Origin of the sequence: Pseudarthrobacter sp. LT1, assembly GCF_035621795.1 — a bacterium.
Lineage (GTDB): Bacteria > Actinomycetota > Actinomycetes > Actinomycetales > Micrococcaceae > Arthrobacter.
The window spans coordinates 2,111,598-2,138,508 of record NZ_CP141830.1; the positions used below are offsets into that span (position 1 = coordinate 2,111,598).

A 26,911-nucleotide genomic window follows, 5' to 3' on the forward strand; every position below is an offset into this window, starting at 1 on the left:
GGTGGAACGGTGGAGGTGTTCTTAGGGGGCTTTGCGGATCTGCATGGTGATGGTCTGCTGGCGGCGTGACTGACAGCCGGGACTGGCGCTGCTGCAGGCACACGTCTTCTTCGTCTCCGGTTTGAGTGTGGAGCCGGTGAGGAAGTCCAGGACGGCGGCGGTGACGAAGTCCGGCGCCTCCGGCACGGTCCAGTGGCCGGTGCCCGGGGCGACCAGGAGTTCGGCCTGGCCCAGCTCCCCTGCGATGGCCTCGTTCGATTCCGGGGTGCTGACTTTGTCTTCGCTGCCGGTCAGCAGCAGCACCTTGGACTGGATCCTGGCCAGGTCCGGGTTGGTAGCAGCCGCGAGGGCTTCGCAGGCCTGCGCGTAGGCTTCCGGGTCCTGGCCCAGGAGCAGTTCGCGGACGAAGGGGCGCACCAACGGGTTCCCGATCGCTGCATGATCGGCCGTGGCGGCGGTCGCGACGGTGTCGGCCACCGCGGCCATGCCCTTTTCGCGGACGAGGGCCGCCCGTGCCCGGGTGGCTTCCTTGGCGGCCTGGGCCTGTTCGCGGACCGGGCCGAGCAGGACGATTTCCCGGACCAGGTCAGGACGTGTTGAGGCCAGCTGCTGGACGATGAGGGTTCCCATCGAGTGGGCAACAAGGTGGGCGCGGCCTGTCGTGGTCTGGGATTCGATGACCAGGGCCAATTCGGCGGCCAGGGATTCCAGGCTAAGTTCCCCCACCCGGGGCGAGCGGCCGTGTCCGGCGAAGTCGTAGCGGGTGACGCGGAAGCGTTCGGCAAGTGAGGCGACGAGGGGTTCGTAGAAGCTGGTGGTGCCGCCCAGTCCGTGGACCAGGACAACATCCTCTCCGGTGCCTGTGGTTTCGACGAAGAGGTGTTGGGTTCCGACGGCTGTCAGTCCTGCGGGGATGGTCGCGGTGCTCATCGGCCTTCTCCGATCCGGTTCCGCAGGGTGCCGAGCTTGCTGATGGTGATCTCGACGACGTCTCCGCTGGTCAGGAAGCGCGGCGGGGTGAAGCCGATGCCGACGCCGACCGGGGTGCCGGTTGCGATGATGTCGCCGGGCTGGAGGGTGATGCCGGCGCTGATTGTTTCGATGATGGTGGGGATGTCGAAGATCAGGTCCGCTGTCGTGGCCTTCTGGCGGGTTTCGCCGTTGACGGTGCAGAGCAGGTCCAGGGGCCCGTCGCCGACTTCATTGCGGGTTACGGCCCAGGGCCCCATGGGGCAGTGGGTGTCGAGGCTCTTGCCCAGGAACCACTGCTTGTGGTCTTTCTGCAGGTCACGGGCGGTAACGTCGTTGATGATCGTGTAACCCCAGACGTGGTCCAGCGCATCCGCCTTGCTGATGCCCCGGCCGCCCGCGCCGATGATGACACCGAGCTCGGCTTCGTAGTCCAGTTCGGAGGTGACGCCGGTGTGCGGGTCAACCTCCGCGCCGGTGCCGATGACCGTGGAGGGTGCCTTGGTGAACACCACCGGGTATTCCGGCTGGGGTGTGGCGCTTGCGGTTGCGTCGTAGCCGGAGTTGGCGAATTCCTTGGCGTGTTCGACGTAGTTGCGGCCCACGCAGAAGATGTTGCGGCGGGGGAGCGGGATGGGGGCCAGCAGCTCGACGTCGGTCGCGGGGACTGCTTCCCCGGTCACGGCGGCGAGCTGGGCAGCTGCGCTGTCCCAGTTGTCGATGAGTGAGAGCAGGTCCTGCCCGCCCGGTACTGCAGTCACCGTGGTGGCGTCGGTGTTGAGGACGCCGGTCTGCTGGGTGCCGTTGTGGCGGAACGTAACGAGTTTCAAAGTGATTCCCCTTCGAATCGATTATCGATAATTGATGAGCTGACTCTACACGACCGTGACTGGCATCACAAGCGATTATCGATAATTGCTTTTGGAGGAGGTGCGGGCCCTTCCGGGGGGAGGAAGGGCCTATTCCTGGGGGAGGATGGAGTACTCGTGCTGGTGTTCGGTGACGAGCTTGGTGCAGAGGTCCGGTGTGCCGCTTTCGAAGGCTTCCAGGATCGGGACGTGGGCTTCGGCCGCTGCGTGCAGGTCGACGTGGCCGCGCACGACGGTGGCCATGGTGCGGGCCTCGACATACAGGGAATCCCAGATCTCCAGCATCAGCCGGTTCCCGGTCGCAACCACAACAGCCCGGTGGAAGTCGGTACTGTACTTGGCGATGCCGTGGGCGTCATTCGTCGCCGCGGCTTCGCGCATACCCGCCAACGCATTGCGCAGGGGCGAAGGGTCGGCGTGCAGTGCCGGATATGCGGCGGCGGCGGCGGTTCCCTCGAGCGCGAGGCGGACGAAGTAGACTTCGGCGAGGTCATCCTGGGAGGCGGACCGGACGAAGGTTCCGCGGCGGGGGATGTTTTCGACCAGCCGTGTGGAGGACAGCTCCCGCAGGGCCTCGCGGACCGGCGCTTGGCTGACGCCGAATTCTTTGGCGAGCTGGAGCTCCACGAGGCGCATACCGGGAGGGTAGGTGCCGTCAACGACCCTGTCCACGATGGTGCGCTTGACCTTTTCCGAGAGGCTCTCGTTCTCAAATGCTGCTGATACCGCCATTTCCCCAGTCTTTCATGATGCTCTCGTGGCGCCCGTCCGTTCAGGCCGTTTCGGGGCATGTTCTGGATCTCGCGGTGCGGGCTTGGGGTCCCTGAAGGCCAGGCTGGGGACAATGGCCAGCGCTGCCAGGGCCGCGGCGAGGAGAAACGCGCCGGCATATCCGGAACCGGGGCCGTTGGTGCTGTTCAAGGCATTGAGGGCAGCAGCGGCGGCGGCCACGCCGACCGCCATGCCGATCTGCCGGGCCATGTTCACGATTGTCGAACCGTCGGCCAGCTCCGGACCGTGCAGTCCGGTGACGGTAGCCGTCTGCAGCGGGACGATGGTTGTGCCGAAACCCGCACCCGCAACCAGAATCGCGGCTGCCGACAGCCACCCCGGCGTTGTCTGGCCCGCCAGTGACAGTGCCCCCGCTCCCGCTGCCATGAGACCCAATCCTGCAGCCAGCGGCGCACGCGGGCCCGTGCGCCGGGTAAGGCGCGTGGTGACCGGGGTGGCCAGCAGGATGCCGACGGCATGCAGGGCTGTCATGAATCCGCTGTCCAGCGGGGACATCCCGCTGTGGCCCTGGAGATACAGCGGGAGCAGGAACAGTAGCGCCCCATAGGACAGGGCGGTCAGGAGGAAGGCGAGGTTGCTGCTCCAGATCTCCCGCTTGACGAGCAGCCGGACATTGAGCAGGGGATCTTCGCGGCGGAGCTGCCGCACGGCGAATCCGGCCAGGAGCAGCACTGCGGTGGCGATGGCGATCAGGGGAAGAGCGGCGGGGTATCCGTTTTCGGCTTCGGTAAGACCCAGCACCAAAAGCACAAGGCCTGCCGAGACAAGTACAAGGCCAACGCCGTCGAACCGGGCACCGGGGGTGGCCGGCCGTTGCGCCGGCAAACGCAGGCCGGTCAGAATGGCGGCGAGGGCGATGGGCACGTTAAGCCAGAAGACCCACCGCCAGCCGATGTCCTGCACAAACCACCCACCGATCAGCGGGCCCAGGACCGGGGCGAGGGCCGCCGGCACCGAAATGAGCGCGGAGGCCTTCGCCCGCTGGTCGGCGGGGAACGCGGCGAAAAGCATGGCCATGCCGATCGGGAGGATCAACCCTCCGCCGAGACCCTGTAGAGCCCGGAACGCGATGAGGACCGGCAGGGACCATGCCAAGGCAGTGAGGGCCGAGGCCATCCCGAAGATTCCCAGCGCGATCAGGAATGCCCGGCCCTGGCCCAGACTGCGGCTGATCCAGCCACTCATCGGCAGTGACACCGCGATCGCCAAAAGATAGGAGGTGATCACCCACTGGACCGGCCCAGGGCCGGCGTCGAACTCCTCCTGAAGGGTAGGCACCGCGATATTGACCACGGTGGTATCCAGCAGGTCCATGACGACAGCCAGGGTCACGGCCACGGCCGTCAGCCGGGAAATGCTTCTTTCAGGCATTAGCTTGGCGTTCCTTTCGGATCGGGATCCGCATTGTCGGACGTTGATCCGCCGCAGGCGTCCGATCGATGTGTGGTCAGTTATTCGGGATCGGATTTTGTGGTCTGCACAGTGCCGTGCGGGTGTTCCGGTGGTGAATACATCGAGTAGAGCTTAGGGGGGACAGCGCCGACGGCTGTGACGTTGTGCCAGGTTCCGGCCGGAACAAAGATCGCATCGCCGTCCCGAGCGTCCCATTCATGGATCAGGTTCCCGGCTGCCGGACCCATCTGGACCTTGCCCTGTCCGCTCTCCACCCGCAGGAACTGGTCCACGTCCTGGTGCACTTCCAGTCCGATGTCGTCCCCCGGGGCAATGGCCATGACGGTGACCTGCAGCCGGCCGCCCGTCCAGATTGTCCTTCGGTAGTCATCGTTGGCCTCCGTAGCACTCTCGATGTCCAGGACATAAGGCGCGGGACCATGGTCGGTGAGCGTGGGATCGATTTCTTCTTCAGTCACAAATCAATTATCCATTATCGATAATGTAGTATCTAGGTTGGTAAGGCTCATCTAAGGGAGGTAAGCAACAAATGACAGTGACAGCGGGGGAGTCCACCGTGAAGGATCCGGACTCCTCTTCCGGCGGCCCCCTGGTTGCCACGCCCTTGCGCGTCCGCGTCCGCGACCACATCGCGGCCAGGATCGTGGATGGGACCTACGTCCCGGGCCAGCGCCTGACAGAACTGGAGATAGCCCGGAGCCTGGGCACCAGCCAGACACCTGCGCGGGAGGCGCTGCGGGACCTTGCGGGCATGGGCTTTGTAGAGTCCGAACCCAATAAGGGCTGCCGCGTTCGGGAACTGGACAGCGAGGACCTGCGACAGGCCCACCCCGTCCGGGCCGCCCTCGAGGAAATCGCCGGACATTCCGCTGCACGTCATCTGAAGGGCAAGACAACGGACTTGGCCAGCGCGCTGGACGGAATGCGGGCCGCGCAGGAAAACGGCGATCTCATCGCGCTGTGCTTCCACAGCACACGCTTCCATCGCCACATCGTTGAAAGCGCCGGCAACGATGCACTCACCCGGGCCTGGAACGCCCTGGGAATCGAAATGCTCACCCTCGTAGGCGCTGCCCACGACCAGGTGGGCTTCCCCAACTCGGTGGAAGAACACGCCGCAATCATGGCAGCCCTCGAAGCGGGTCAAGCCGCCGCGGCGGCCCGCCTCTTGAAAAGCCATGCCTGCTCATACGTCACCAGGGATCCGGGTTCCACCGGCGCCCTGTGCACCACCCCGTAACTGACCAATTTGCCTTCACGGCCCGAACCCAAAGGAACATCGGCATGAGCACCTCGCAGACAGTACTGATTATCGGCGGAACCTCCGGCATAGGTCGCGACACCGCGAAACTGCTGGCATCACGCGGTGACGCGGTCATCGTTGCCGGACGCACGCAATCCCGCGCGCAGGCCACGGCCCGGGACATTGGCGGCGGCGCCGTCGGCCTCGAGATTGACCTCACTGACATGGACAGCATCCGGGCAGCCGCTGCGGCAACAGGCCCTATCGACCACCTGGTCCTCTCCGCCGCCGCCCTGGCCTATGCCCCTTTCCGGGAACTTGCCATCGACGACGCCCGGAACGTCTTCGAAGCAAAATTCTGGGGTTACTACCGCGCCGTCCAGGTCTTCGGGCCGTTGCTGCCGCCGGACACCGGCAGCATCACTTTCTTCTCCGGCGTCGCCGCTGACCGCCCCGCGCCCGGCACGGTCGCCGTGACAGCAGTGAATGCCGCCGTCGAAGGCCTCACCCGTTCTCTCGCCGTCGAACTAGCTCCCGTCCGGGTTAACGCCGTCAGCCCGGGCATGACCGACACCGAGGGCTGGTCCCACCTCCCCGACGACCAAAAAGCAGCAGCTTTTGAACAGCAGGCCAAATCCTTGCCGACCGGCCGCATCGGACGTCCTGAGGATCTCGCCTCTACAGTCCTGCACCTGATCGATAACGGCTTCACGACCGGAACAATCCACCACGTTGACGGCGGAGCCCGCCTTGTCTGAGCAGCACCTCAGGGATCCGGACCAGCCCCGCCGGAAGGGCAGCGTGCTTGTTGCCGGGGCCGGGGGAGTGATCGGACGGCATGCCGCCGATGAGTATGCACGTCAGGGCTGGCAGGTTCGCGGCATCAGCCGGCGCCCCGTCCAGGGCGCCGGCTGGGACCACTTGTCGGTAGATCTCAGCGATCCCGCAGCCTCCGCGTCAGGTCTGGCTGAGGCCGAAGACACAACGCATCTGGTCTTCGGCGCTTACGCCGAGCGCCCGACGTCCCGGGAGCTTTCAGAGGCCAACGTCGGATTGCTGCGCAATACCCTTGACGGCCTTTACAGCGCCGGTGCCCCACTGCGTCACGTCACCCTGTATATGGGCGGAAAGGCCTACGGGGCGCATCCGGGTTACTTCAACACACCGGCCAAGGAGCGGGACCCGCGCCTCGTGCAGCCGAACTTTTACTACGACCAGGAGGACCTGCTGCGTCAAACCGCAGCGGAGCGCGGCTTTGACCTGACCATCCTGCGTCCCGAAGGGGTAGTCGGTTACGCTGTCGGCAACCCAATGAACCTGCTGATGGTGATCGCCGTCTACGCCAGCATCTGTCGTGAACTGGGCCAGCCGCTACGGTTTCCCGGCACGATTGCCGCCTTTGACGCCCTCTATCAGGTCACCGATGCAGGGCTGCTTGCCCGGGCCACAGTATGGGCGGGCTCGGATCCACAGGCCGCCGGCGAAGTCTTCAACATCACCAACGGTGACCAGTTCCGTTGGCGCCAGCTGTGGCCGGCCTTCGCCCGTCACCTCGGCATGGATTACGCCGAACCCCAGCCGGTGCCCCTGGCTGACGCGATGCCTCAGCTCAAAAACGTCTGGGAGCGGCTGGTGGCCCGGCACTCGTTGGTCCCGACTCCGTATGAAGACCTGGTCGGATGGGAATTCGGCGACTTCCTGCTGCGGTCCGGGTTCGACAACGTCTCCTCCACCATTAAGGCCCGCCAGGCCGGCTTCACCGACTGCCTCGACAGCGAAGACCGGTTCCTGGAACTCTTCCGTGAACTTGAGGCCGATCGGATCATTCCGCCCGTTGTGCTAAGCAGCCAGTCATCTGAAAGGTACGTGCCCTGATGGGCAATGCGCGGGAATGGTCCTGGGCCGCCAGACTGACCGTTCTTGCGGTCGCCGCAGCTACAGCGGTCAGCGTTATTTACCTGCCACAGGCCATGCTGACGGTGCTGGCGGCTGGTTTTGGCGTGGCCCCGGCAGCGGCCGGTGTCATCGCGACCAGCGTTCAGGCCGGTTACGCCATCGGCATCTTCCTGCTGGTTCCCCTCGCTGACCGCGTTCAGCCCCGGCGGCAGGTCACGATTCAGTCGGTTCTCCTTGCCGCGGCCCTTGCGGTAACGGCGGTGCTGCCCGAGATTGTGGGCGTCACCTTGGGATTCCTGGCAGTGGGCCTGGTGGCAAACATTGCCCAGATCCTCATCCCGGCCGCGAGCCGGTTAGCCCCCAAAGGGAAGGAGGGCGCTGCCTTGGCAACAGTGGCCGGCGCCCTGCTGATCGGCATTTTTGGCGGCCGGATCATCGCAAGCCTGCTCGTCCAGACCATCGGATGGCGGTGGGTCGTCCTGTCTTTCGCCGTCCTGGTCCTGGCCGTGCTGCCGTTCCTGCGCACTGCCCTGGCCACAGAGCTCGAGCTGCACGCCGCCGGCGGCAAGTACCGGCACCTGCTGGCCTCGACCCTTCAGCTGAGCCGGCGGAGCCCTGAACTGATCCAGTCTGCGCTGATGCAGTTCTTCGTGTTCGCCACCTTCAACTCCCTGTGGACGGTCACGGTGCTGCACCTCACCGGACCTGGCTTCGGCTGGAGCGTCCTCTCGGCCGGCCTTTTCGGGGCCGTCGGACTTGCCGCCGGAATTGCTACCCCATTCAGCGGTCGCTTCGTTGACCGTTTCGGGCCCCTTCCGGTCGGTCTCGTGTTCTTGCTGGTCCTGCTCCTGGGCGTGCTGTCGGTGATCATAGATCCCTCGTCGGCCGTCCTGTTTGGTGCGAGCATGTTCGTCATCACCTGGGCCAACCAGACAATCCTCTCCGCTAACCAGGCCCGGACCCTGGCGGCGAACCCGGTCCAATCAGCCCAGGCCAACACGGTCTTCATGTTCGCAGTGTTCCTGGGCGGCTCAGCCGGAGCCTTCACGGGCACGGTCGCCTTCAGCGCCGGAGGGATGCCCCTCGTCGGCGTGCAGGCTGGCGCCTTCGTTCTCATAGCCCTCGTTATCTGGTTCGCGTCCGCAACGCACCAGAAACGCACCACACCAAACCCTGGCAAGAAAGGGATCACAGCATGACCACCGTAGGAAACATCCAGCTGAATACCGGAGCGAGCATCCCACCGGTCGGATACGGATGCTGGCAGACCGCCCGCGCCGATATTGCCGCCGCCGCGCGCGCCGGATACCGCGCCTTTGACACCGCAACCTTCTACGCGAACGAACAGGCCGTAGGTCAGGGCATCCGCGACGCAGGGCTAACCCCCGAAGACGTCTTCCTCACCACCAAGGTATGGCGCGCCGACATGGGCTACGCTCAAACCCTGAAAGCGTTCGACACCTCACGCCGCCTGCTCGATGCCGACGTCATCGACCTCTATCTCATCCACTGGCCCCAGCCCGACTCCCGACTGGTCGCCGAAACCTGGCGGGCCATGGAAAAGCTCCTGGAACGCGGAACCGCCCGCTCCATCGGTGTTTCAAACTTCGAAGCCGCCGATCTTGACCTCCTGGCCCAGCACTCGGACGTCACCCCTGCGGTAAACCAGATCGAACTAAACCCTCTACGGCAGCGCAAGAGCCTGGTTGCGGAAAATACCGCACGCGGCATCGTCACGACAGCCTGGTCACCGCTGGGTCAGGGCGGTCCCGTCCTGCAAAACAAGACACTGCTTCATCTGGCCGAAGACCATGACGTCAGCGTCGCCCAGATCGTCCTTCGCTGGATGCTCCAAAAGCGGATCGTGACAATCCCGCGTTCAACCAATCCCGCACGCATCGTCCAGAACCTCGACCTGAACGGCTTCACCCTAAGCACGGCCGAGATGGAAGCCATCGACGCGCTCTCCGACTGACAGAACCACTACTAAAGGACCTTGAAAATGACGACTATTGGACATTCGGATCTCAGCATCTTCCCGCTCGCCCTGGGAGGAAACACTTTCGGTTGGACCTCTGACCAACAGACTTCCCACAGTGTTCTGGACGCTTTCACCACACAGGGCGGCAACTTCATCGACACAGCAGACAGCTACTCGGCCTGGGCCGAGGGCAACATCGGAGGGGAATCCGAGAGCATCATTGGAGACTGGATGGCACGGCGCTCCAACAGGTCTCAGGTCATCATCGGAACGAAAGTCAGCCAGCACCCCGATTTTCCCGGCCTGTCCCGGAAAAACATCGTGGCAGCCTCCGAAGCATCCCTGCGACGCCTCGGCACCGACTACATCGACCTCTACTATGCGCACTTCGATGACGAGACCACTCCTCTGGAGGAGACCGTCGGAGCCTTCGGTGATCTCGTCATCGCCGGAAAAGTCCGTCACGTCGGCCTCTCCAACTACAGCGCGGAGCGGATCAGGGAATGGATCAGGATCGCGGACGACAACGGCTATGCCCGTCCCATGGCCCTGCAGCCGCACTACAACCTGGTACACAGAACCGGCTTCGAGGGCGAACTCGCTTCACTGGCTGCCACCAACGGGCTCGGGGTCATCCCCTACTGGTCCCTCGCCAGCGGATTCCTCACCGGCAAATACCGGACCCGTGAAGACCTCGTAGGCACACCCCGAGAAAAGATGGCAGGCAGTTACTTCAGTACCGAAGGCTTGCGGGTCATCTCCGTCCTCGACGACATCGCACAGGAGAGAGGCACCACCATTGCGACAGCAGCTCTCGCATGGCTTCTCACCCGACCCAATATCGCCGCCCCAATCGCCAGCGCCCGCACCGCGGAACAGTTGCCCGACCTCATGGCAGCAGCCTCCCTGACCCTCACGGAACTGGAAATCCACCGCCTCGACGAGATGTCCTCCCTCATTCCGGCCTGATAAACAAAAGGGAGCGTTTCGCGGCCTGGTCGTGGCCCCGCCCGGCGGCTAGACGCAGCGGGGCAGTTTGGACTGGGAGAGCTTGAGGAGAAACCGTCACGATATCGGCCGGAAGTAGCCCTATGCCGAGCACTCCCTGTCTGATTTCAAAGGCTGATAATGGAGATTCCGTAAAGGCCGCTTAGCGCCTCGATGGTCCGTTCGCCCTGTGCCCGACGGCGCGGACTCACTCCGCGGCGGCGACCCCGAGGTCCGCGGCGTGGCCGCTGATGGTGCGGGCGAGGTCGATGTCGCGGCTGGTGATCCCGCCGACGTCGTGGCTTGAGAGCGTGACGCGGACCTCGGGGTAGGTGAGCGTGAGGTCGGGGTGGTGGTTGGCCTGCTCGGCGGAGGCGCCGATGCGGTTTACGAGCTCCAGGCCAGTGGAGAACTTCCGGGTCCTGAAGGTGGCGGCGAGGGCCTCGCCGGTCACGTGCCAGCCGGTGAGCCCGGCCTCGGCGAGTTCGGCGGCGGACAGCTTCCGTTGGGGATCAGTCATGGTGCCATCATGGCTCGGGATGGCCGCCTGGGCTACCCCTGAGGCACCACTTCGCCAAGGGTGATGGCAGGCGCCGGCGACTGAGGGTAAAACGTCGGCACTGCCCGGGGACCACCTGTCACGCGCTGGTAAGCGAGAGAAAAGCCCAGGGGCGTCCTTCTCCGAGCCATCCCCAGGTCAAATTCGAAGGCCGATATCGGCCGTTCGATAAAGCCGACAGGACCCTTCGGATTTAGGCGCCCGGCCGACTGAAAGATTCGGGCAGCGAACTTCATCCCGGTGCTCCCGCCCCTTGAGCTCGGGACTTGAATCGAAGGCGCGTGCCGCCTGCTGAGGTGTCAGTACCGTTTTGGTACCATGGTGACATGGCTATGAATCTCCGTGTCCCTGAAGACCTCGATCGGCGGCTGGAGAAGTTGGCCGCCGAGGAACACACGTCCAAGTCCGCGCTTCTGTTGCAGGGGGCAGAACTGGTTCTGCAGCGCCATGCGCGGCGGCGTGAGATCAGCGCTGGGCTTGATTTTGTTGTGAGTCATGACGCGGAGTTGCTGAAGCGCCTTGAGGACGCGTGACGGCGTACCTGGACATTGAGGATGCACTTCAGGTAGTTGATCGGTACGGGTTCCATATCTGTGATGTCGGGTTGTTGGCCTCGGCGTTGGCCAGGCCGGCTACGACTGTCATGGGTGCGGATGCTTATCCGGAACTGGCGGTGAAGGCGGCCGCGTTGTTGGAGTCGGTCGCGTGGTTCCATCCACTCATTGATGGGAACAAACGGACGGCGTGGACGCTCATGGTGTTGTTGCTCTGGGTCAACGGTTACCGGCATGCCTTCACCACGGAGGAGGGCTTCGACCTCGTCGTCGGAGTCGCCGCGGGCACCATCGACTTGCTGGACTCCGCCGCCGAAATTTCCAGGCATCTAGTGCCCCGGTAGTCCTTCACCCCCCGAAAATGGCGTGTGGACAATGTTCACACTTTTCGTCTCGTACTGCCTCTTACAGCTGCCGGACTTCTTCGAATTCCGCATGTTCTCGCGGGAGCCTAGGGTTCTCAAGGCCCGGAATACGGTTCGAGTCCCACCTCGGGCACAGTGTTTTCCCAGGTCAAGTGCCTATTGGCCCCAGTAGTGTTGACGAAGCTTAACATTTTCCCGCTTCGGGTGTCCGCCCGACATTGATAAGTAGCATCCGGCCGCCCCGTGTAGGGCTGCATGCTGCCGCCGACTCTGCAACGTGCCGTAGCTTTCTGGCTGCCGGTCCGATGTGTGGTGCATGACTAGGCCTTTTCTGGAGGCGATAGAGGTCGCTGGCACAAGCGCCGTGTTGCGACACGCTTTCAGGCACCTCAAGCCCAGGCCGTCGTCGCGTTTGAGCTGCATTCGGTTCCGGGTGCACTGGAGCGTCGCGTCGGCGACACGCAGAAGACCGGCACGGAGAATGAAGCGCCCGTTGAAGCCTGCGCCCCAAGAGTCTCGAAACCGCGGGAATTGGTACACACGGGCGCGAGGCGCGGCAAGTATCCCGCAACTTTGTTTGTTGGGCAGTTGCGCTCCCGCGGGGTGTCGGATTTCAACGTTTCCGCCAAGAGGTGACTCTGTGCGGCGGCATCGCAGCCTTTAGTGTGCCCCTCGCTCAAGATCTGATAGTTCAGATTCCAGTTGCTGGGTCAGGGTCCGAAGGCGGCGGATGTGCTCTTGGGAGACGCCTCCGGGCTGGGTTGTAACTTGTGCGTCGACATCGAAAACCGTGTTGGGGCTGTGCCAGACGTTGAACCACTCGAGGCCATGGCCGAGAGCGTCGCGGGTAACGCCTTGAAGCAGCAGCAGCGGTTCGCGCGTGTTGATGTTGAGCTTCCCGGCCACGTCGGTATCCGCTGAGACTGCCTGTACTTGGCGGGGTCCGCCGGCGGGGTGGTAGCCGTGGTCCCGCATCAGGCTCAACAGAGACGCATCTTCCAGCAGTTCGACGGTGAAGTGCGGGAAGAAGTCGCGAGGGACCCAGGTCCGCATGAATGCCACGGGAAGGTCGTCGAGGTAGCGGACCCGTTCGATTTTCCAGGTGTTGGTGGTGTTGAGGGCCTCGATGCCGGCCAGGGGAGGCTCGGCCGGTTCCACGGTGAGGACGTGGGTGCGCAGGCGCTGGCCGTGTGCTGCGGCCTGTTCGTCCAGGCCACCCGCGCGCTGGACATGCCGGCGGAGGACTGGTGTAGCGGCTACGACGCTGCCGCGGCCGCGCTGGCGGCGAATCAGGCCCAGGTCAGCGAGGCCGGACAACGCCTGGCGTACCACGCTGCGGGAGACGCCGAACTGTCTTTGCAGTTCCTCTTCGGTGGGTAGCGAAGAGCCTGGGGAAAGTCCCATGTCCACGATTTGCCGGTGCAGGATGTCCCGGATTTGGGCGTGGAGAGGGCCCCCGCCTTCCCGGTTCAGAGGGCTGCTGCGTCCCGCCTGCTCCGCCGCTGACTCTGTTGATTCCACGCTCACATTGGCTCCTCTGTCGCTGTGCACATCTTAGCCCTCACGTTGGTTGCGCGGCGGCGGTTCAGTGTGGTGGGGCGGCCTTGACGTGATCCGCACCACCTATTATTGTACGTATCAAAGGTACGTACAACTTTGTTCCCGAATCACAGAAGATGCCGTGAAGCGAAGTCCCGAGTCACCTGCTTGAGCCGGCATCGGCGCGTGAGCGAAGTGAAAGTACCTGCAGGTGACAGTCGGATACGTAAGTTTCAAAACCCCACATTGGAGAGTTCCATGCGTGACCCGCGCTCGGTGCGTTGCACCTACTATCTAGAATCTGAAATTGACCCGGAAAAGGCCGCCGCCATCATGGCCGGCGAACAGTCGAGCGGCACCTTCCTGCCCGTGCCGGGCGAATCCGCCCGGATCCGGGAACGGCACGCCGCACGGATATCGGATGTCCAGGAACTCGGCTTTTGCCGCCCCTCCCTGCCATCACGGGCGAACCCGGAAAAGGTCCGCGCAGCACTGGTCACCGTTGATTTCCCCATGGAGAACGTCGGCACCGACCTGGCAACGCTGCAGACAGCCATCGCAGGCAATCTCTTCGAACTCGGCGACCTATACGCCTGCCGCCTTCAGGACATCCAGCTGCCGGAGGACTTCATCGCCGCCCACCCCGGCCCCGCCTTCGGTATCGAGGGGACCCGCAAACTCATCAGCGACGTCCAGGGCGTCCTGGTCGGCACCATCGTCAAGCCCAACGTCGGGCTTTCCGAAGAGGAATTCCGACTGGTTGTCCGGGACCTGGCCATGGCGTCCATCGACCTGATCAAGGACGATGAACTCATGACTGACCCGGCCTATCTGCCGCTGGAACGCAGGGTCGCAGTCGCCACCGAAGAGATCCGGGCCGCCGAGCAGGTCACCGGCCACTCAACCATGTACGCCTTCAACATCACCGGTGACCTCGCAGGCCTGCAAAAACGCCACGACCTGGTCGTCGAGGCCGGCGGCCGCTGCGTAATGCTGAACATCCCTGTCATGGGGCTGCCCGCCCTGGCAATGCTGCGCAGCTTCGCCGAGGTTCCCATCCACGGCCACCGGGCCGGTCTCGCGGCCTCCATGAGGTCCAAGGCCCTCGGCATGGATTACCAGGTCTGGCAGCAAATGGCCCGCCTGGCCGGCGCCGACCACCTGCACGCCAGCGGACTGGGCAGCAAGTTCTACGAACTCGACGAAGAAGTGGCCTCTAACATCCGCAGCCTGCTCGCCCCTCTCGGACAGACCATCGCACCGCTGCCCGTGTTGTCGTCCGGGCAGAACGTCACCACCCCGGGGCCCACATTCGAAGCAGTAGGATCCACCGACCTGATGATGCTTGCCGGAGGCGGGGTCGCTGCCCACCCGGACGGACCAGGAGCCGGGGTCCAGAGCCTTCGCCAGGCCTGGGAAGCAGCCGTAGACGGAGTGCCGCTGCAGAGCGCAGCGGACACGCTCGCCCACACGGGGGACGAGGCTCTCCTGCACGCAGTCCAGACATTTGCGAAAGGTGCCTGAGATGCCCGCTTTCGGTTTCGTCGCCGACGACCTCACCGGAGCCGCCGATGTCCTCGCCCAAGCCCACCGTTATGGGCTCGAAGCCGCGCTGGTCATCGGGGACGCCCCACTGCCCACGGACACCGACGTCGTCGGGTTCGCCGGGCCGGCCCGTTCCCTGTCCGGCACAGCCTTCGACAACCTTGTCACCCGCGACCTTGCAGGCATCGCCACGCTGAACCTGGAGGTACTGCTCTACAAGGTCTGCTCCACCTTCGACAGCTCCACCACCATCGGGAGCATCGGCCGCGGTATCCAACTGCTCCACGAGCAGTTCCCGCTGCACGGACCAATCCCGGTAGTGCCAGCCCAACCCGCTTTCGGCCGATACACCGCTTTCAGCAACCACTACGCAACCTACGCCGGCCAGATCTACCGTCTGGACCGTCACCCGGTCATGTCCCGCCACCCTTCCACGCCCATGTCCGAAGCGGACCTGCGTCAGGTCCTGGCCGAACAGCTCGGCGGCGACAAGGTACCGGGGGCCATCCATCTGCCGGCTTATGACGACGGAACCTTCAAGGACGCCTGGGCGGACCGGCGGCGGGAACCCGGGGCGCAGGCCTTCGTGGTCGACGCCGTCGACGAACACCACATGGACGCCGTCGCAGAAGCGCTCACCCGCGAGGAACACGGTCACGGTCCCTCGATCGTGGTCGGATCCGGTGGCATCATGGCCGCGCTGGCCCGGTCCATCTCGGAGCAGGCCGCACGCAACCCCGGCCCGCAGAAGCCCTCGGGACCGGTACTGGCCGTCAGCGCCTCAGCCTCCAGCACCACAGCGGAGCAGATCAACGACGCCATCTCCCATGGCTGGGAGGACGTCCCGGTCCCTGCCGAGCTGCTGCAGCGCGATGACAGCACGCTGGTGGCAACCCTCGACGAACAGGTCTCCGCTGCACTCCGGGCAGGCAGGAACGTCGTCGTCCACACCACGAGGGGCGCGGCGGATCCCCGCTACGAAGCCGGTAAACCGGTGGACGCCGGCTACGTCGGCACCTTGATCGGCGGCCTTGCCGCCCGCATGGCCGATGCCGGACTCACCCGGGACATCGCCGTCTGTGGCGGCGATACCTCCAGCCACGCCCTCATCGCCATGGGCGTCCGCCAACTGCGGGTCTCCGACCAGTTCGTCACCGCCGGCCCCATCCTTCGCGCCGATGGTGCCTCCGCCGTCGGCGGATGCCGGCTGTTGCTCAAAGGCGGACAGGTCGGACCCACCGACATCCTGCGCGGCTTCGCCGGCCAGCTCCCCAGCTAACACCCCAAACTTTTCTTCCACGCATCAAGAACCAACGAAAGGCGGCCCCCATGCGGGCAGTAGTCAAAAACGCAGCCGAACGAGGCGTCACTTACGTCACCGACGCCGGCGACCCCAAGGCAACAGAAGGTTCCGTCGTCATCGAAGTCGGCGCGGCCTCCCTGTGCGGCACCGACCGCGAACTCTACGAATGGACCCCCTCAGCCCAGGCCTTTAACCTCAACCTCCCGGTCATCCTCGGCCACGAAGGCGCAGGAACCATCGTCGAGGTCGGCCCCGGCGTCACCGGCCTAAACGTCGGTGACCAGGTCGCCCTCGAAAGCCACCTGACCTGCGGGCAGTGCTTCCCCTGCCGCACCGGCGACGCCCATACCTGCGAACGCACCGGCATCCTCGGCATGCACATCGACGGTGTCTTCGCCGAATACGCCGCCGTCCCGCAGGACATCTGCGTCAAGCTCCCCACCGGCCTGTCCCTCGAATCCGGGGCCCTGCTCGAAGCCGCCGGCGTCGCCGTCCACGCCATCCAGCGCGCCAACTACTCCGTCGCAGGCCGGGCAGTGCTCGTCAGCGGCGCAGGCCCGGTCGGACTCGTCGTCGTGAACCTGGCACTGCTCATGGGCGCCTCCCACGTCATCGCCGTCGACCCCAACCCCTACCGCCGGGCCCAGGCCGAAAAGCTCGGAGCGACTGCCCTGCACCCGAACGACGGCATCGTGGACCGTTGCCGCGAACTGACCGGCCGCCGCGGCGGCTTCGACGTCGCCTTTGAATGCTCAGGAGCCCCCGGCACCCTGGCAACACTGTTCGAGGCCGTCCGCCGCGAAGCCACCGTCATCACCGTCGGACACCCCAGCCGGCCCGCAGAAGTCGACATCGCCGCCTACATCAACAAAAAAGGCATCACCCTGCGCGGCATCTTCGGACGCCGCCTCTGGGAGACCTGGGAACAAAGCCTGCTGCTCCTCGATTCCGGGAAGCTGGACCTGGACTGGCTCATCACCCACCGCAAGAAGCTCAGCGACATCGACGAAGCCGTCGAACTGCTCACCGGCGATGCCTGCAAAGTCCTGCTCATCCCGGGCCTGGGCTAAACACACCCCCCAACCGCGCACCCGCCCCGGAACGCGCGGACCCAAGCACCCCCAGCCATTCATAGGAGAAATCAATGTCGATTCCCATCAAGAAAGCTCTGGATAAGGTCCCCGGCGGGATGATGCTGGTGCCCCTCGGCATCGGTGCCGTCATTCATACCCTGGCCCCGGACGCAGGTAAGTTCTTTGGCTCCTTCACAGGGGCCTTCTTCACCGGCCTGGCTCCGCTGCTGGCCGTGTTCTTCGTTTGCCTCGGCGCCACACTCGAGGTCAAATCCACGCCCTACATCCTCAAAAAGGGCGGAGTGCTCCTCGGCTCAAAAATCCTCTTCGCGATCCTCATCGGCGTCATCGCCGGCCGTTTCCTCGGCGAGGCCCCCATCGACTCCGGAATTCTCGCCGGCCTGTCCACCCTCGCACTCGTCGCTGCCCTGAACGACACCAACGGCGGGCTCTACATCTCCCTCATGGGCCAGTTCGGCCGCAAACGCGACGCCGGCGCCTACTCCATCCTGTCCCTGGAATCCGGCCCATTCCTGACCATGGTCACCCTGGGCATCGCCGGCCTGTCCGCATTCCCCTGGCAGGCACTCGTCGGCGCCATCCTCCCGCTGGCACTGGGCATGCTCCTCGGGAACCTCGATAAAAACATGCGGCATCTCCTGGCCCCGCTGGTACCGGCCATGGTGCCGTTCCTGGGACTAGCCCTCGGCCTGACCATCAACCTCAACGCCGTCGTAGAAGCGGGTCTGCTCGGCATCGCCCTCGGCCTGTTCGTGGTCTTCGTCGGCGGAGCAGTGCTGCTCCTCGCCGACAAACTCACCGGCGGCGACGGCGTAGCCGGCCTCGCGGCAGCAACCACAGCCGGCAACGCAGCGCTTGTCCCTGCCATCATCGCCACAGCCAACCCCGTCTACGCCCCGGCCGCTGACCACGCCACCGTCCTCGTCGCAGCATCAGTCGTCGTCTCCGCTGTGCTCTGCCCGATCGTGACCTCAGCATGGGCAAAGCGGCTTCAGAAAAAGGCCCGTCTCCAGGACAGCGAAGTCAACGCCCCCGAGCAGGAGCCCCCAGCCCCGAAGCATGTAGGGAGTACCCCAGAACTGACCTAGCAGTACTAAAGGAAATGGACGGGGCGTGCACAATGCACGCCCCGTTTCCCTATATCCGTACTCGCCAAGGAACGCTGCCGGCCAATGTGGCAGCCAGGTCCTGAAGCGTCCGAACCGAAGCACCGCGACATGCTGGAAGCAACTTACGAAAGGAGCAACGATGATTGCCGAACTACAAATGGCCGATCTGCCAACGGTCACAGCCGGAGCCCACCCCCTGAGCTATCACAACTGGATACACCTCAACCCCGGCGACAGAATCATCGTCAAAAGGAGTGGATTCGCACCCGAACACGGCATTGTAGACGAAATCAGTGAGGATGCCAGCTACTTCTGGGTCTGGATCGACGGCCACAGCCGAATCCTGATCTTCCACGGCGACGGATCAGCCATACACAAACAGCTTGGCTAGCCTTCCACCTCCCGCAGTGAAGATTCCGTCAGCCCCAGCACGTCACTATCACCCCGATTTGGAGGTGTGGAGACTGTCCACACTTACGGCCGCGGATCGACTCGTACTGCCTGCGGATGGGCCCGTATTCCCTAAGTTTGCTTGACAGCAGCAGGTCTTCGGGCCTATTTGCTCGGGGCTGCTGCGATAACAGTGATCAGGATGGCAAAGGACGACGGCGGGAATCCCGCCGTCGTCCTTTGTTTGGTTTTCAGGCTCTATAAGCCCATTGTGCGAGCAGCCGCCCGTCGTCGTACTTTTGGACGGCCAGTCCTGGGCCGTGGTAGCTCATTCCGGCAAGAGGGTTGTGGTGGTCATAGGTGAAGGCGATCAACGGCCCGTGCGATGTGACTTCCTGCAGGTGAAACCGGGTTTGTCCCGCCCCCTTGCGGGCCAGGGCGCTGACTTCCTTGAGGCCTCGGTATGTCCTGTCGAGTTCGACGATGGTGTATTGAACGTCGTCGTGGAAAGTGGAAATCAGGGGTTCCGGGTTCCCGTTGTTGTAGGCCGCCATCACGGTCCGGACTGTCTCGGAAAGGGTGCTCACTACTGGACACCTGCTTTCCCTTGAGGTGCCGGTTCCAGGGCGGTGTCACGCCCTTCGTCGATGTGTTCCGGGTTCGTCCGGGTGCTGGGGATGGCAAGGGCAGCCAGTGCCCCGGCTACCGCCACGCCTGCGATGAACAGGAGGGGAACGATGACATTGCCGGTCCAGTCCTGGCCGAGCCCCATGACGTAGGGGCCAAGGAAGGACCCTATGGATCCCACGGTGTTGATCAGCGCGATGCCTGCGGCGGCCGCCGTCATGCCCTTGAGCTGGAGGTTGGTGACTGCCCAGATGATGGGGCCGGTTGCGGTGAAGAGCGCACTGGCAAGTGAGATGCCGATAAGGGTGGGGGCCAGCTGGTCGCCGGTGGCCACGCTGGCGACGAGTCCCAGTGCGGCCAGTACCATGCCCGTGACCAGTACCCGCCGGTGTGCCTGGCTGCGGTCGCAGTAGATGCCAAGGGCGATGGTCGCCACGACAGCGACTGCGAACGGGACCGAGGACAGGTACCCGATCGTCATGACATCGGTCACTCCGGTGTTTTTGATGATGGTGGGTATCCAGAACACGACGGCGTAGATGCCAATGTAGTTGGCTGCCAGGATAAAGCCGAGAAGCCAAATCCTTTTGTTGGTGACGGCCTTCTTGAACTGTTTTGAGGCCTTTTCACGTGCGCCGGCGGGGCCGAGGCTTGCCGCGATGGCAACCTTTTCCTCCGTGGTAAGCCAGGCGGCGTCCTTCGGCGTGCTGGTGACGGAAAAGAAGAAGATAATGCCAAGGAGGGCGGCCGGGATGCCCTGGATTATGAAGAGCCACTGCCAGCCTGCCATACCGGCGAGTCCCCCCAGGCTGGACATGACCCAGCCGGACAGGGGGCCGACGAACATGCTGCCGATGGGTCCTGCGATGACCAGCAGTGCCAGGGCCTGGGCGACGCGTTTTCGTGGGAACCACTGGGACAGGAAGTAGACCATGCCTGGGTAAAAGCCCGCTTCTGCGATGCCTAGGAAGATCCGGGCAGTGTAGAACTGTTCAGTGTTTTGGACGAAGCCGGTAGCGATGGTGACGACGCCCCAGGTGACCATGATGCGGGCGATCCATACTTTTGCGCCGACCCGTTCGAGGATCATGTTGCTGGGCACTTCAAAGAAGATATAGGCGAGGAAGAAGATGCCCGCGCCGAGGCCGTAGGCTGCCGCCGAGAGCCCGATGTCGGCACTCATCTCCAGTTTGGCGAAGCCGATATTGACCCGGTCGATGATGGCCACGGCGTAGCAGATGGAGGCCAGGGGCAGGATTCGCCAGGCAAGCTTTTTGTAGAGGGTCGTCGGCAGGTCCCCCGTGCCTTCAGAGGCGTTGTTGTGGGTGTACGTCATTGTACGGACTCTTTCACTCGTCGGTGGTGGTGGTGTTGGTTGGGTGCAGGGCGGGAAATTCCCACCAGGTGTCGGGCTGCCACTTTGCCGTTTCCCATGCCTGCCGTTGTTGCTGCCGGGGGTCCGGGACCACTGTTGTGGTGGTGTCCAGCAACATTGTCCACCGTTCTGTTTGCCGGTATTCCGGCCAGAAGGGCAGATCGGCGCTTTCGGGTTTTCCGTGGTGGATGAAGCTTGTCCACGCCTGCCGGATTCCTGATGCCAGAGTCTGTAATGCCGGATCTGCCCCTTCGAGTCCAATGTCCCACACGAAGGGAACATCGGCTCCATGGAACCCCCACTTCTCCTTTGGGTAGCCGGGGCTGGGGGCATCGAAGCGGTAGCGCCAGCAGGACGCATTGTCGGACTGGCTGTCGAGAAGCCGAATGGTGGGGATGCCGTACCGTTCGTCCGCCAGGACAGCGCAGTGAAGTTGGCGCTCGTCCGCCCCCGGGAATGTGCGTCGGTAGGTGTCCAGCACTTGCTCCCCTTCGTCGCCAAAGATTTCACGGAGAACGCGTGGTGACTGTTCCGATGCACTCGGGTCGGCGAGGTCGTAGCTCCCGGCCTCGTTGGCTGTCACGCCGGCCATGATGTTGATCCCCTTGGCAAGGCCCTTGGCGAAGGCGTGGACGGGGGCTTCGGGGAGGACTTTCCCATCAACGGTTGGGCGCCAGACCCAGGTTGCCCGGACCCCGGCGGCAATCTCCTGCTGCGCGGCGAGGATGACGTCAACGGGCATTGTCAGGAGCTCTGCTGCGTTCGCCGGGCTAAGGCCCAGGGTGCGAAGCAGCCCGGCGGTGACCTGTTCAGCGGTGTCCGGGGTGTTGAGATGCTCACCGCCACTTTGGATAATTCCGCGCTGGAACAGACCTTCGGCCATTGGTGAGGCCATCAGATTAGCCACACTTTTGGCCCCGGCGGAAACGCCGGCGATGGTGATGCGCGAAGGATCGCCCCCGAATGCGGCCACGTTGTCCCGGACCCATTTCAGCGCAGCGATCTGGTCCAGCAACCCTGCGTTTGCCGACGAGACGTACTGCTCTCCAAGGAGGTGGTCCAGCTTCAGGAAGCCGAGGGCCCCCAGCCGGTAGTTGACGGTGACCACGATGATGCCTTCGAGGGCTAGGGCCGTCCCGTCGCCGATGAAGTTGGCTCCTGATCCCCAGGTGTATCCGCCGCCGTGGAACCAGACCAGAACCGGGCAGGGCGAGTCCGTCGGTTGGGCCTGTGCGGTGATGTTGAGGAAGAGGCAGTCCTCACCCATGGGCGAGTCATCGTCCGACGGTGTTGCTCCGCCAGGCGGGACGAGCTCGGTGGCGAGCACTTGCGGGGCGCGCGTGGGAAACCGGTCCACATCCAGGATGCCCTCCCAATGCTCTGGTGGCTGGGGAGCCAGCCACCGCAGGGGCCCCGTCGGGGGAGAGGCGTACCGGATCCCGCGCCAGCTGATGGTGCCGTCCTTGATGACGCCGCGTACTGCCCCCTGACGCGTAGTTGCCACAGTCTCTGTCATTGCTTTTTCCTTCGGTCGGTGTTGATTTCGTCAACAATCGTGTGCTGCGTCACGTGTTTCCGGCAACGCTTTCGAGATAAGTGGAAGAATCAGCCAAAAGTGTGGCGGGAAGTCTAGAATCGGAGGTGACGACGACGTCGTGACAGGGAGCGGGACATGGATGTGCTGGACGAGCTCGACCAACGGATTGTCGGCGCCCTGCAGGTTGACGGGCGCGCTTCATGGTCGAAAGTGGCCGCGGCATTGGGCGAGGCTGAACGGACGGTGGCGCGGAGGGGCTCCGAGCTCCTACGGGACGGGCGGGTGCGGATACGCGCGTTGCCCAATCCGAGCCGCTTCAGGCATCTGGAACAGTTTGTGCTGAAGGTTGCCTGCAATCCCGGCGCGGCCGGCATCGCCGCTGCCGCCCTCGCGCGGCGGCCGGAGACCTTGTACACCTACATCCTCACCGGTTCCGCGGATTGCGCGGCGGAGCTTTCCAGCCCTGCTTCCAAGTTTGCAGAACTGTTGATCCGGGACATAGGGAGCATCCCGGGCGTTAGATCGGCCGCCACGTATCCCGTCCTCAGCTATCCCAGAACGATGCACCAGTGGAATCCCGGCGTCCTGACGCCGGAAGAAATTGAGGTGATGGGCGGAACCCGCTACTCGGAGGCACCGACCGCCCTGGAACACGTGGAGCAACTGGGCAAAGAGGACCGGCAACTTCTCAGGGCACTGGAACGCGATGGCCGCGCCAGTTACGAGGAACTGGCGCGCATCACGGGACTCTCGGTGCAGACGACCCAGCGCAGGGTGGAGCGGATGCGGCGCGAGGGGACACTGTTCATCCGTGCAGTCTTCGAGCCTGCGCTGCTCGGATTGCCGGTAGAGGTGCTGCTGTGGGTCAAAGTGCCGTTTCCGGAACTGGACCGCGTGGAAGCGGAAATGCTTCCTTCCCCGTCAGTCCGGTACGCCGCGGTCCTCGCCGGTGACTTCCAGCTTGTTGTCGATGCCGTCTTTCCCAGCCGCGCCGCACTTTCCACATACCTGAAAGGCTCAGAATGGGCCGCCCGGGCCCAGGCCATCGAGCCGGCCGTGGTGGTAGACGCCCTAAAACGCAGCGGAACAATGGCACTGTCGTTCGGCGAAGACCTCGGCGGGTACAGCTCCTGACGCGTGGGTCGCCCTCGCGGTGTCTTTGAAAAGCGCGCGCCGGATGTTCACGGCTCGCTTTTCACTGGCTTATTGCGTTGTTCCTGCCGCTACTGGGGGACCTTCGCCAGCGTTTCCTGCTCTGCGGCGATGGTGGTGTTGTCGCCGTGGCCGGTGCGGACCACCGTCTGAGCCGGGAGCGTCAGCAGGCGTTCGCGGATGGAGGTCAGGATGGTGGGGTAGTCGCTGTAGGACCGGCCGGTGGCACCCGGGCCGCCGTTGAACAGCGTGTCCCCGGTGAACACTGTCCCTTCGCTTTCGAGGTAGAAGCAGGTGGATCCCGGGGAGTGGCCGGGCGTGTGGATCGCCTTCAGCGTTGCCCCGCCCACCTCGAACACGTCCCCGTCGGAGTGGTAGCGGTCCGGCTTGGCGTCAGGGTAGACCTGCTCCCACAGCACCAGGTCCTCCTGGTTCAGGAGGACCGGAGCGCCCAGGGCGTCTGCGACCTCCCGGGCGGCACCGATGTGGTCGTTGTGCGCGTGGGTCAGCAGGATGGCCTTGACCTTGCGGCTGCGGACCTGGTTGATGATCGCGGCGGCGTCGTGGGGAGCGTCGATGATGACGCATTCCTCGTCGTTGCCCACGATCCAGACGTTGTTGTCCACATCCCAGGTGCCGCCGTCGAGCGAGAACGTGCCCGAGGTGACCAGGTTCTCAATGGTGACGGCCATCAGATCTGCACCGGGCTGACTTCAACTACGGAACGCAGGACCTTGCCTTCGTGCATTTTGCCGAAGGCTTCCTCCACCTGGTCGATGGTGATGCGTTCGGAGACGAACGCGTCCAGGTCCAGGTTGCCCTGCTTGTAGTGCGAGACGAGCATGGGGAAGTCCCGGGAGGGCAGGCAGTCGCCGTACCAGGAGGACTTCAGCGATCCGCCGCGGCCAAAGACATCCAGCAGCGGCAGTTCCAGCGTCATCTCCGGCGTCGGCACGCCCACCAGGACCACGCGGCCGGCAAGGTCGCGGGCGTAGAACGCCTGCTTGTACGTTTCGGGACGGCCGACGGCGTCAATCACCACGTCGGCGCCGTTGCCTCCGGTGAGGGCGCGGATGGCCTCCACCGCGTCCTCCTGCTTGGAGTTCACGCCATGGGTGGCGCCGAGGGACTTGGCCATCCCGATCTTGTTGTCGTCGATGTCAACGGCGATGATCGTCGTCGCACCCGCCAACTTCGCGCCGGCGATCGCGGCGATGCCCACGCCGCCGCAGCCGATCACTGCCACGGACTCGCCGCGCTTGACCTCGCCGGTGTTGATCGCGGCACCGATGCCGGCCATGATGCCGCAGCCCAGCAGGCCCACCGCCGCGGCGTCGACGTCGGGGTCCACCTTGGTGCACTGCCCCGCGGCCACCAGCGTCTTTTCAGCGAAGGCACCGATGCCCAGGGCGGGAGAGAGGACCGTGCCGTCCTCAAGGGTCATTTTCTGGGTGGCGTTGTGGGTGTTGAAGCAGTACTGCGGCTGGCCCTTGGCGCACGCCCGGCACTCGCCGCACACGGCGCGCCAGTTCAGGATGACGCGGTCGCCGGGGGCCACCGAGGTGACGTCCGGGCCGACGGCGCTGACAACGCCGGTGGCCTCGTGGCCCAGCAGGTACGGGAAATCATCGCCGATGCCGCCCTGTTTGTAGTGCAGGTCGGTGTGGCAGACGCCGCAGGTCAGGATGTCCACCAGGGCCTCGCCCGGGCCCGGGTCCGGCACCAGGATGGTCTCCAGCGACACCGGGGCGTTCTTTTCCTTAACCACTACTGCTTGGACTGTATGGGCCATGAGGCTGTGTTCCTTCGTTTGTGTTCTTGCTGTTGAACCGGCGGATCAGATGTTTCTGGTGCCGAGATGCCAGATTCTGTGGGTCCCGACGCTGAGGAGTTGGCGGTCACCACTGGAGAGTCTGCGGACCCAGATCACGCCGATGTCTGCTGCTGTTTCTTCTACTTGGAGCCCGTCCTGGTAGAAGAGGTCTTCTGAAACGGCGACCCTGTCGCCGGCCTGGAGAATGGACCAGTCCTCTACTTCAACTGCATGGGTGTGGCGGTTCATGGAATCCTCCGCAATATCGCTTGGCACTACCGGTAGCTGTATCAAGCAGGTGGCCCTCAGCCTTGGCCTTCCGCGGTGGGGGCACCGCTCGCGGCGGTGCCCCCACCGGTCAGTGGTGTTTCAGCCGTTGATGACCTGGGGCACGCCGAGGTGTTTGAGTCCTTCGACGCCGAATTCGAGCCCGTAGCCGGATTGTTTTGCGCCGCCGAAAGGGATACGTGGGTCGACGGCGCCGTGTTTGTTGATCCATACGGTGCCTGCCTGGATGCGCGTTGCGACGTCACGTGCCGTTGCCGGGTCTGAGGACCAGACGGAGGCGCCGAGGCCGACGTCGAGGGCGTTGGCTTTCTCGATTGCTTCGTCGATGGTGCTGTAGCGGATGATGGGCAGGGCGGGGCCGAATTGTTCTTCGGCGACGAGCGGGTTGTCGTTGTCGATGTCGGCCACGAGGGTGGTGGGGTAGAAGTAGCCGGGCTGGTCAGTGTCCGGGTTTCCGCCGAGGAGGACGCGGGCACCGGAGGCTTTGGCGGCCTCCACGAGGTTCGCGACGATCTCGTACTGTGCCTTGTTCTGCAGCGGTCCCAGGACGTTGTTTTCGTCCAGGCCGTTACCCATTGGCATGGCCTTGGCCACGTTGGTGAGTTCGTCGCAGACGGCGTCGTAGATGTCGTCGTGGACGTAGAGGCGTTTCAGGGCAGCGCAGGTTTGGCCGGTGTTGATGAAGGCACCCCAGAACAGACCTTCGGCGATGGCCTTCGGGTCGGCGTCGGGCAGGACGATGCCGGCGTCGTTTCCTCCCAGTTCCAGGGTGAGCCGCTTGACGGTGTCCGCGGAGGATTTGATGATCGCTTTGCCCGTTGCGGTGGAGCCGGTGAACATGATCTTCCCGATGGCGGGGTGGGAGGCGAGGGCTTCGCCGACGTCGCGGCCGCCGGAGACCACGGTGAGGAGCCCTTCAGGCAGGGCTTCGTTGATGGTTTCGACGAGGGCAAGCACGCTGAGCGGGGTGTATTCGGAGGGTTTGACCACTACGGCGTTGCCCATTCTCAGTGCGGGGGCGACCTGCCAGACGGTGATCATCATGGGCCAGTTCCATGGTCCGATGGCCCCGACGACGCCGATGGGCCGGTAGTGCAGTTCGGCACGGGTTTCACCGTCATCGACCAGGGTTTCTGCTTCGAGCGGTGTCCCGGCGGCGGCGCGGAGCCAGGCGGCGCAGGCGCCGACTTCGAAGCGGGCGTTGGGGCCGTTCAGCGGTTTGCCTTGCTCGCGGGAGAGCAGCTGGGCGAGTTCTTCCGCGCGGTCTTCGATGGCGTCGGCGGCCTTCATCAGTGCGGCGGACCGTGCCTCGTGACCGAGTGTGGCCCACGCCGGTTGGGCGTCAACGGCCACGTCGATGGCGCGCTGCAGGTCCGCGACTGTGTGGACGGGCGCTTCGCCGACGGGTTCACCGGTGGCGGGATTGAAGATGGTCCGGGCAGCAACGGAGCCCTCGGTCAGGACGGGTGTGGTGTTCATGGCATTCTCCTCATTGAGTGGTTAGTTGTTGT

Annotated in this window: 28 protein-coding genes; 14 read left to right on the plus strand and 14 right to left on the minus strand. The window is 64.3% G+C overall.

The genetic code is table 11. The features are described from left to right. Positions 1-21 precede the first annotated feature (21 nt). The 5 genes from VIK36_RS09890 to VIK36_RS09910 form a co-directional block, all read right to left on the minus strand. On the minus strand, positions 22-930 hold the full coding sequence (locus VIK36_RS09890) for an alpha/beta hydrolase (protein ID WP_324645015.1): 909 nt from the start codon (positions 928-930) through the stop codon (positions 22-24). Beyond that, positions 927-1,799: a fumarylacetoacetate hydrolase family protein gene (locus VIK36_RS09895; protein WP_324645016.1), complete on the minus strand. Its 873-nt coding sequence runs from the start codon at positions 1,797-1,799 to the stop codon at positions 927-929. Before VIK36_RS09895 ends, VIK36_RS09890 begins: the two co-directional genes overlap by 4 nt. A 129-nt stretch (positions 1,800-1,928) precedes the next feature. After that, a complete protein-coding gene (locus tag VIK36_RS09900; RefSeq protein WP_324645018.1) occupies positions 1,929-2,570 on the minus strand; it encodes a GntR family transcriptional regulator in 642 nt (213 codons plus the stop codon). Positions 2,571-2,582: 12 nt separating this feature from the next. Continuing rightward, on the minus strand, positions 2,583-4,001 hold the full coding sequence (locus VIK36_RS09905; RefSeq protein WP_324645019.1) for a DHA2 family efflux MFS transporter permease subunit: 1,419 nt from the start codon (positions 3,999-4,001) through the stop codon (positions 2,583-2,585). Between the two features lie 80 nt (positions 4,002-4,081). Further along, complete coding sequence (locus VIK36_RS09910) at positions 4,082-4,486, minus strand: cupin domain-containing protein (protein WP_420716271.1); 405 nt, start codon at positions 4,484-4,486, stop codon at positions 4,082-4,084. A gap of 86 nt (positions 4,487-4,572) precedes the next feature. On the opposite strand from VIK36_RS09910, the gene VIK36_RS09915 reads away from it, so the two are divergent. The 6 genes from VIK36_RS09915 to VIK36_RS09940 are packed head-to-tail and all read left to right on the plus strand — an operon-like array spanning position 4,573 to position 10,132. Beyond that, entirely contained in the window at positions 4,573-5,283 is a 711-nt protein-coding gene (locus VIK36_RS09915) for a GntR family transcriptional regulator (protein ID WP_324645022.1), read from the plus strand. 44 nt (positions 5,284-5,327) lie between these two features. Beyond that, the gene (locus VIK36_RS09920) at positions 5,328-6,044 is read left to right on the plus strand and encodes an SDR family oxidoreductase (RefSeq protein WP_324645023.1); all 717 of its coding nucleotides are present in this window, start codon (positions 5,328-5,330) and stop codon (positions 6,042-6,044) included. After that, positions 6,037-7,161, plus strand: coding sequence for an SDR family oxidoreductase (locus VIK36_RS09925; protein WP_324645025.1), 1,125 nt, complete (start codon positions 6,037-6,039; stop codon positions 7,159-7,161). The genes VIK36_RS09920 and VIK36_RS09925 overlap by 8 nt, the downstream gene beginning before the upstream one ends. Further along, positions 7,161-8,381, plus strand: coding sequence for an MFS transporter (locus tag VIK36_RS09930; RefSeq protein ID WP_324645027.1), 1,221 nt, complete (start codon positions 7,161-7,163; stop codon positions 8,379-8,381). Before VIK36_RS09925 ends, VIK36_RS09930 begins: the two co-directional genes overlap by 1 nt. Then, entirely contained in the window at positions 8,378-9,157 is a 780-nt protein-coding gene (locus tag VIK36_RS09935; protein WP_324645029.1) for an aldo/keto reductase, read from the plus strand. The genes VIK36_RS09930 and VIK36_RS09935 overlap by 4 nt, the downstream gene beginning before the upstream one ends. 27 nt (positions 9,158-9,184) lie before the next feature. Next, positions 9,185-10,132 carry an aldo/keto reductase gene (locus VIK36_RS09940; protein WP_324645030.1) on the plus strand — a complete coding sequence of 316 codons (948 nt, stop codon included), beginning with the start codon at positions 9,185-9,187 and terminating at the stop codon, positions 10,130-10,132. Positions 10,133-10,358: 226 nt separating this feature from the next. On the opposite strand, the gene VIK36_RS09945 is transcribed toward VIK36_RS09940, so the two are convergent. Continuing rightward, positions 10,359-10,670 carry a 4a-hydroxytetrahydrobiopterin dehydratase gene (locus VIK36_RS09945; protein ID WP_141181462.1) on the minus strand — a complete coding sequence of 104 codons (312 nt, stop codon included), beginning with the start codon at positions 10,668-10,670 and terminating at the stop codon, positions 10,359-10,361. Positions 10,671-11,035: 365 nt separating this feature from the next. Here VIK36_RS09945 and VIK36_RS09950 point away from each other — a divergent pair, with 365 nt between their 5' ends. After that, entirely contained in the window at positions 11,036-11,242 is a 207-nt protein-coding gene (locus VIK36_RS09950) for a ribbon-helix-helix protein, CopG family (RefSeq protein WP_246857432.1), read from the plus strand. Continuing rightward, on the plus strand, positions 11,239-11,607 hold the full coding sequence (locus VIK36_RS09955) for a type II toxin-antitoxin system death-on-curing family toxin (RefSeq protein WP_324645033.1): 369 nt from the start codon (positions 11,239-11,241) through the stop codon (positions 11,605-11,607). Before VIK36_RS09950 ends, VIK36_RS09955 begins: the two co-directional genes overlap by 4 nt. Before the next feature lie 681 nt (positions 11,608-12,288). Here VIK36_RS09955 and VIK36_RS09960 read toward each other — a convergent pair. Continuing rightward, positions 12,289-13,155 (minus strand): GntR family transcriptional regulator, encoded by an 867-nt coding sequence (locus VIK36_RS09960; RefSeq protein ID WP_324645035.1) that lies wholly within the window; start codon positions 13,153-13,155, stop codon positions 12,289-12,291. 270 nt (positions 13,156-13,425) lie between these two features. Between VIK36_RS09960 and VIK36_RS09965 the strand changes: the two genes are divergently transcribed. From VIK36_RS09965 to VIK36_RS09985, 5 genes are all read left to right on the plus strand, one after another. Then, positions 13,426-14,691 (plus strand): RuBisCO large subunit C-terminal-like domain-containing protein, encoded by a 1,266-nt coding sequence (locus tag VIK36_RS09965; protein ID WP_324645036.1) that lies wholly within the window; start codon positions 13,426-13,428, stop codon positions 14,689-14,691. Position 14,692: 1 nt separating this feature from the next. After that, positions 14,693-15,991, plus strand: coding sequence for a four-carbon acid sugar kinase family protein (locus VIK36_RS09970; protein WP_324645037.1), 1,299 nt, complete (start codon positions 14,693-14,695; stop codon positions 15,989-15,991). Positions 15,992-16,041: 50 nt separating this feature from the next. Then, the gene (locus VIK36_RS09975) at positions 16,042-17,085 is read left to right on the plus strand and encodes a zinc-dependent alcohol dehydrogenase (protein WP_324645038.1); all 1,044 of its coding nucleotides are present in this window, start codon (positions 16,042-16,044) and stop codon (positions 17,083-17,085) included. 74 nt (positions 17,086-17,159) lie between these two features. Next, positions 17,160-18,197 carry a 2-keto-3-deoxygluconate permease gene (locus VIK36_RS09980; protein ID WP_324645039.1) on the plus strand — a complete coding sequence of 346 codons (1,038 nt, stop codon included), beginning with the start codon at positions 17,160-17,162 and terminating at the stop codon, positions 18,195-18,197. A gap of 160 nt (positions 18,198-18,357) precedes the next feature. Beyond that, positions 18,358-18,609 (plus strand): hypothetical protein, encoded by a 252-nt coding sequence (locus tag VIK36_RS09985; protein ID WP_324645040.1) that lies wholly within the window; start codon positions 18,358-18,360, stop codon positions 18,607-18,609. A gap of 250 nt (positions 18,610-18,859) precedes the next feature. Here the strand turns inward: VIK36_RS09985 and VIK36_RS09990 are convergent, their stop codons facing one another. The 3 genes from VIK36_RS09990 to VIK36_RS10000 are packed head-to-tail and all read right to left on the minus strand — an operon-like array spanning position 18,860 to position 22,126. Then, on the minus strand, positions 18,860-19,195 hold the full coding sequence (locus VIK36_RS09990) for a nuclear transport factor 2 family protein (RefSeq protein WP_324645041.1): 336 nt from the start codon (positions 19,193-19,195) through the stop codon (positions 18,860-18,862). Next, positions 19,195-20,571 (minus strand): MFS transporter, encoded by a 1,377-nt coding sequence (locus tag VIK36_RS09995; protein ID WP_324645042.1) that lies wholly within the window; start codon positions 20,569-20,571, stop codon positions 19,195-19,197. The genes VIK36_RS09990 and VIK36_RS09995 overlap by 1 nt, the downstream gene beginning before the upstream one ends. 13 nt (positions 20,572-20,584) lie before the next feature. Next, positions 20,585-22,126, minus strand: coding sequence for a carboxylesterase/lipase family protein (locus VIK36_RS10000; RefSeq protein WP_324645043.1), 1,542 nt, complete (start codon positions 22,124-22,126; stop codon positions 20,585-20,587). A gap of 156 nt (positions 22,127-22,282) precedes the next feature. Here VIK36_RS10000 and VIK36_RS10005 point away from each other — a divergent pair, with 156 nt between their 5' ends. Next, on the plus strand, positions 22,283-23,281 hold the full coding sequence (locus VIK36_RS10005) for an Lrp/AsnC family transcriptional regulator (RefSeq protein WP_324645044.1): 999 nt from the start codon (positions 22,283-22,285) through the stop codon (positions 23,279-23,281). 89 nt (positions 23,282-23,370) lie between these two features. Here VIK36_RS10005 and VIK36_RS10010 read toward each other — a convergent pair whose 3' ends face one another. The 4 genes from VIK36_RS10010 to VIK36_RS10025 form a co-directional block, all read right to left on the minus strand. Then, positions 23,371-23,991: an MBL fold metallo-hydrolase gene (locus tag VIK36_RS10010; protein WP_324645045.1), complete on the minus strand. Its 621-nt coding sequence runs from the start codon at positions 23,989-23,991 to the stop codon at positions 23,371-23,373. Then, positions 23,991-25,091, minus strand: coding sequence for an S-(hydroxymethyl)mycothiol dehydrogenase (locus VIK36_RS10015; RefSeq protein WP_324645046.1), 1,101 nt, complete (start codon positions 25,089-25,091; stop codon positions 23,991-23,993). Before VIK36_RS10015 ends, VIK36_RS10010 begins: the two co-directional genes overlap by 1 nt. Positions 25,092-25,136: 45 nt before the next feature. Further along, positions 25,137-25,388 (minus strand): hypothetical protein, encoded by a 252-nt coding sequence (locus VIK36_RS10020; protein ID WP_324645047.1) that lies wholly within the window; start codon positions 25,386-25,388, stop codon positions 25,137-25,139. 93 nt (positions 25,389-25,481) lie between these two features. Beyond that, positions 25,482-26,879, minus strand: a complete 1,398-nt coding sequence (locus VIK36_RS10025; RefSeq protein WP_324645048.1) for an aldehyde dehydrogenase family protein — start codon at positions 26,877-26,879, stop codon at positions 25,482-25,484. Between the last annotated feature and the right edge of the window lie 32 nt (positions 26,880-26,911).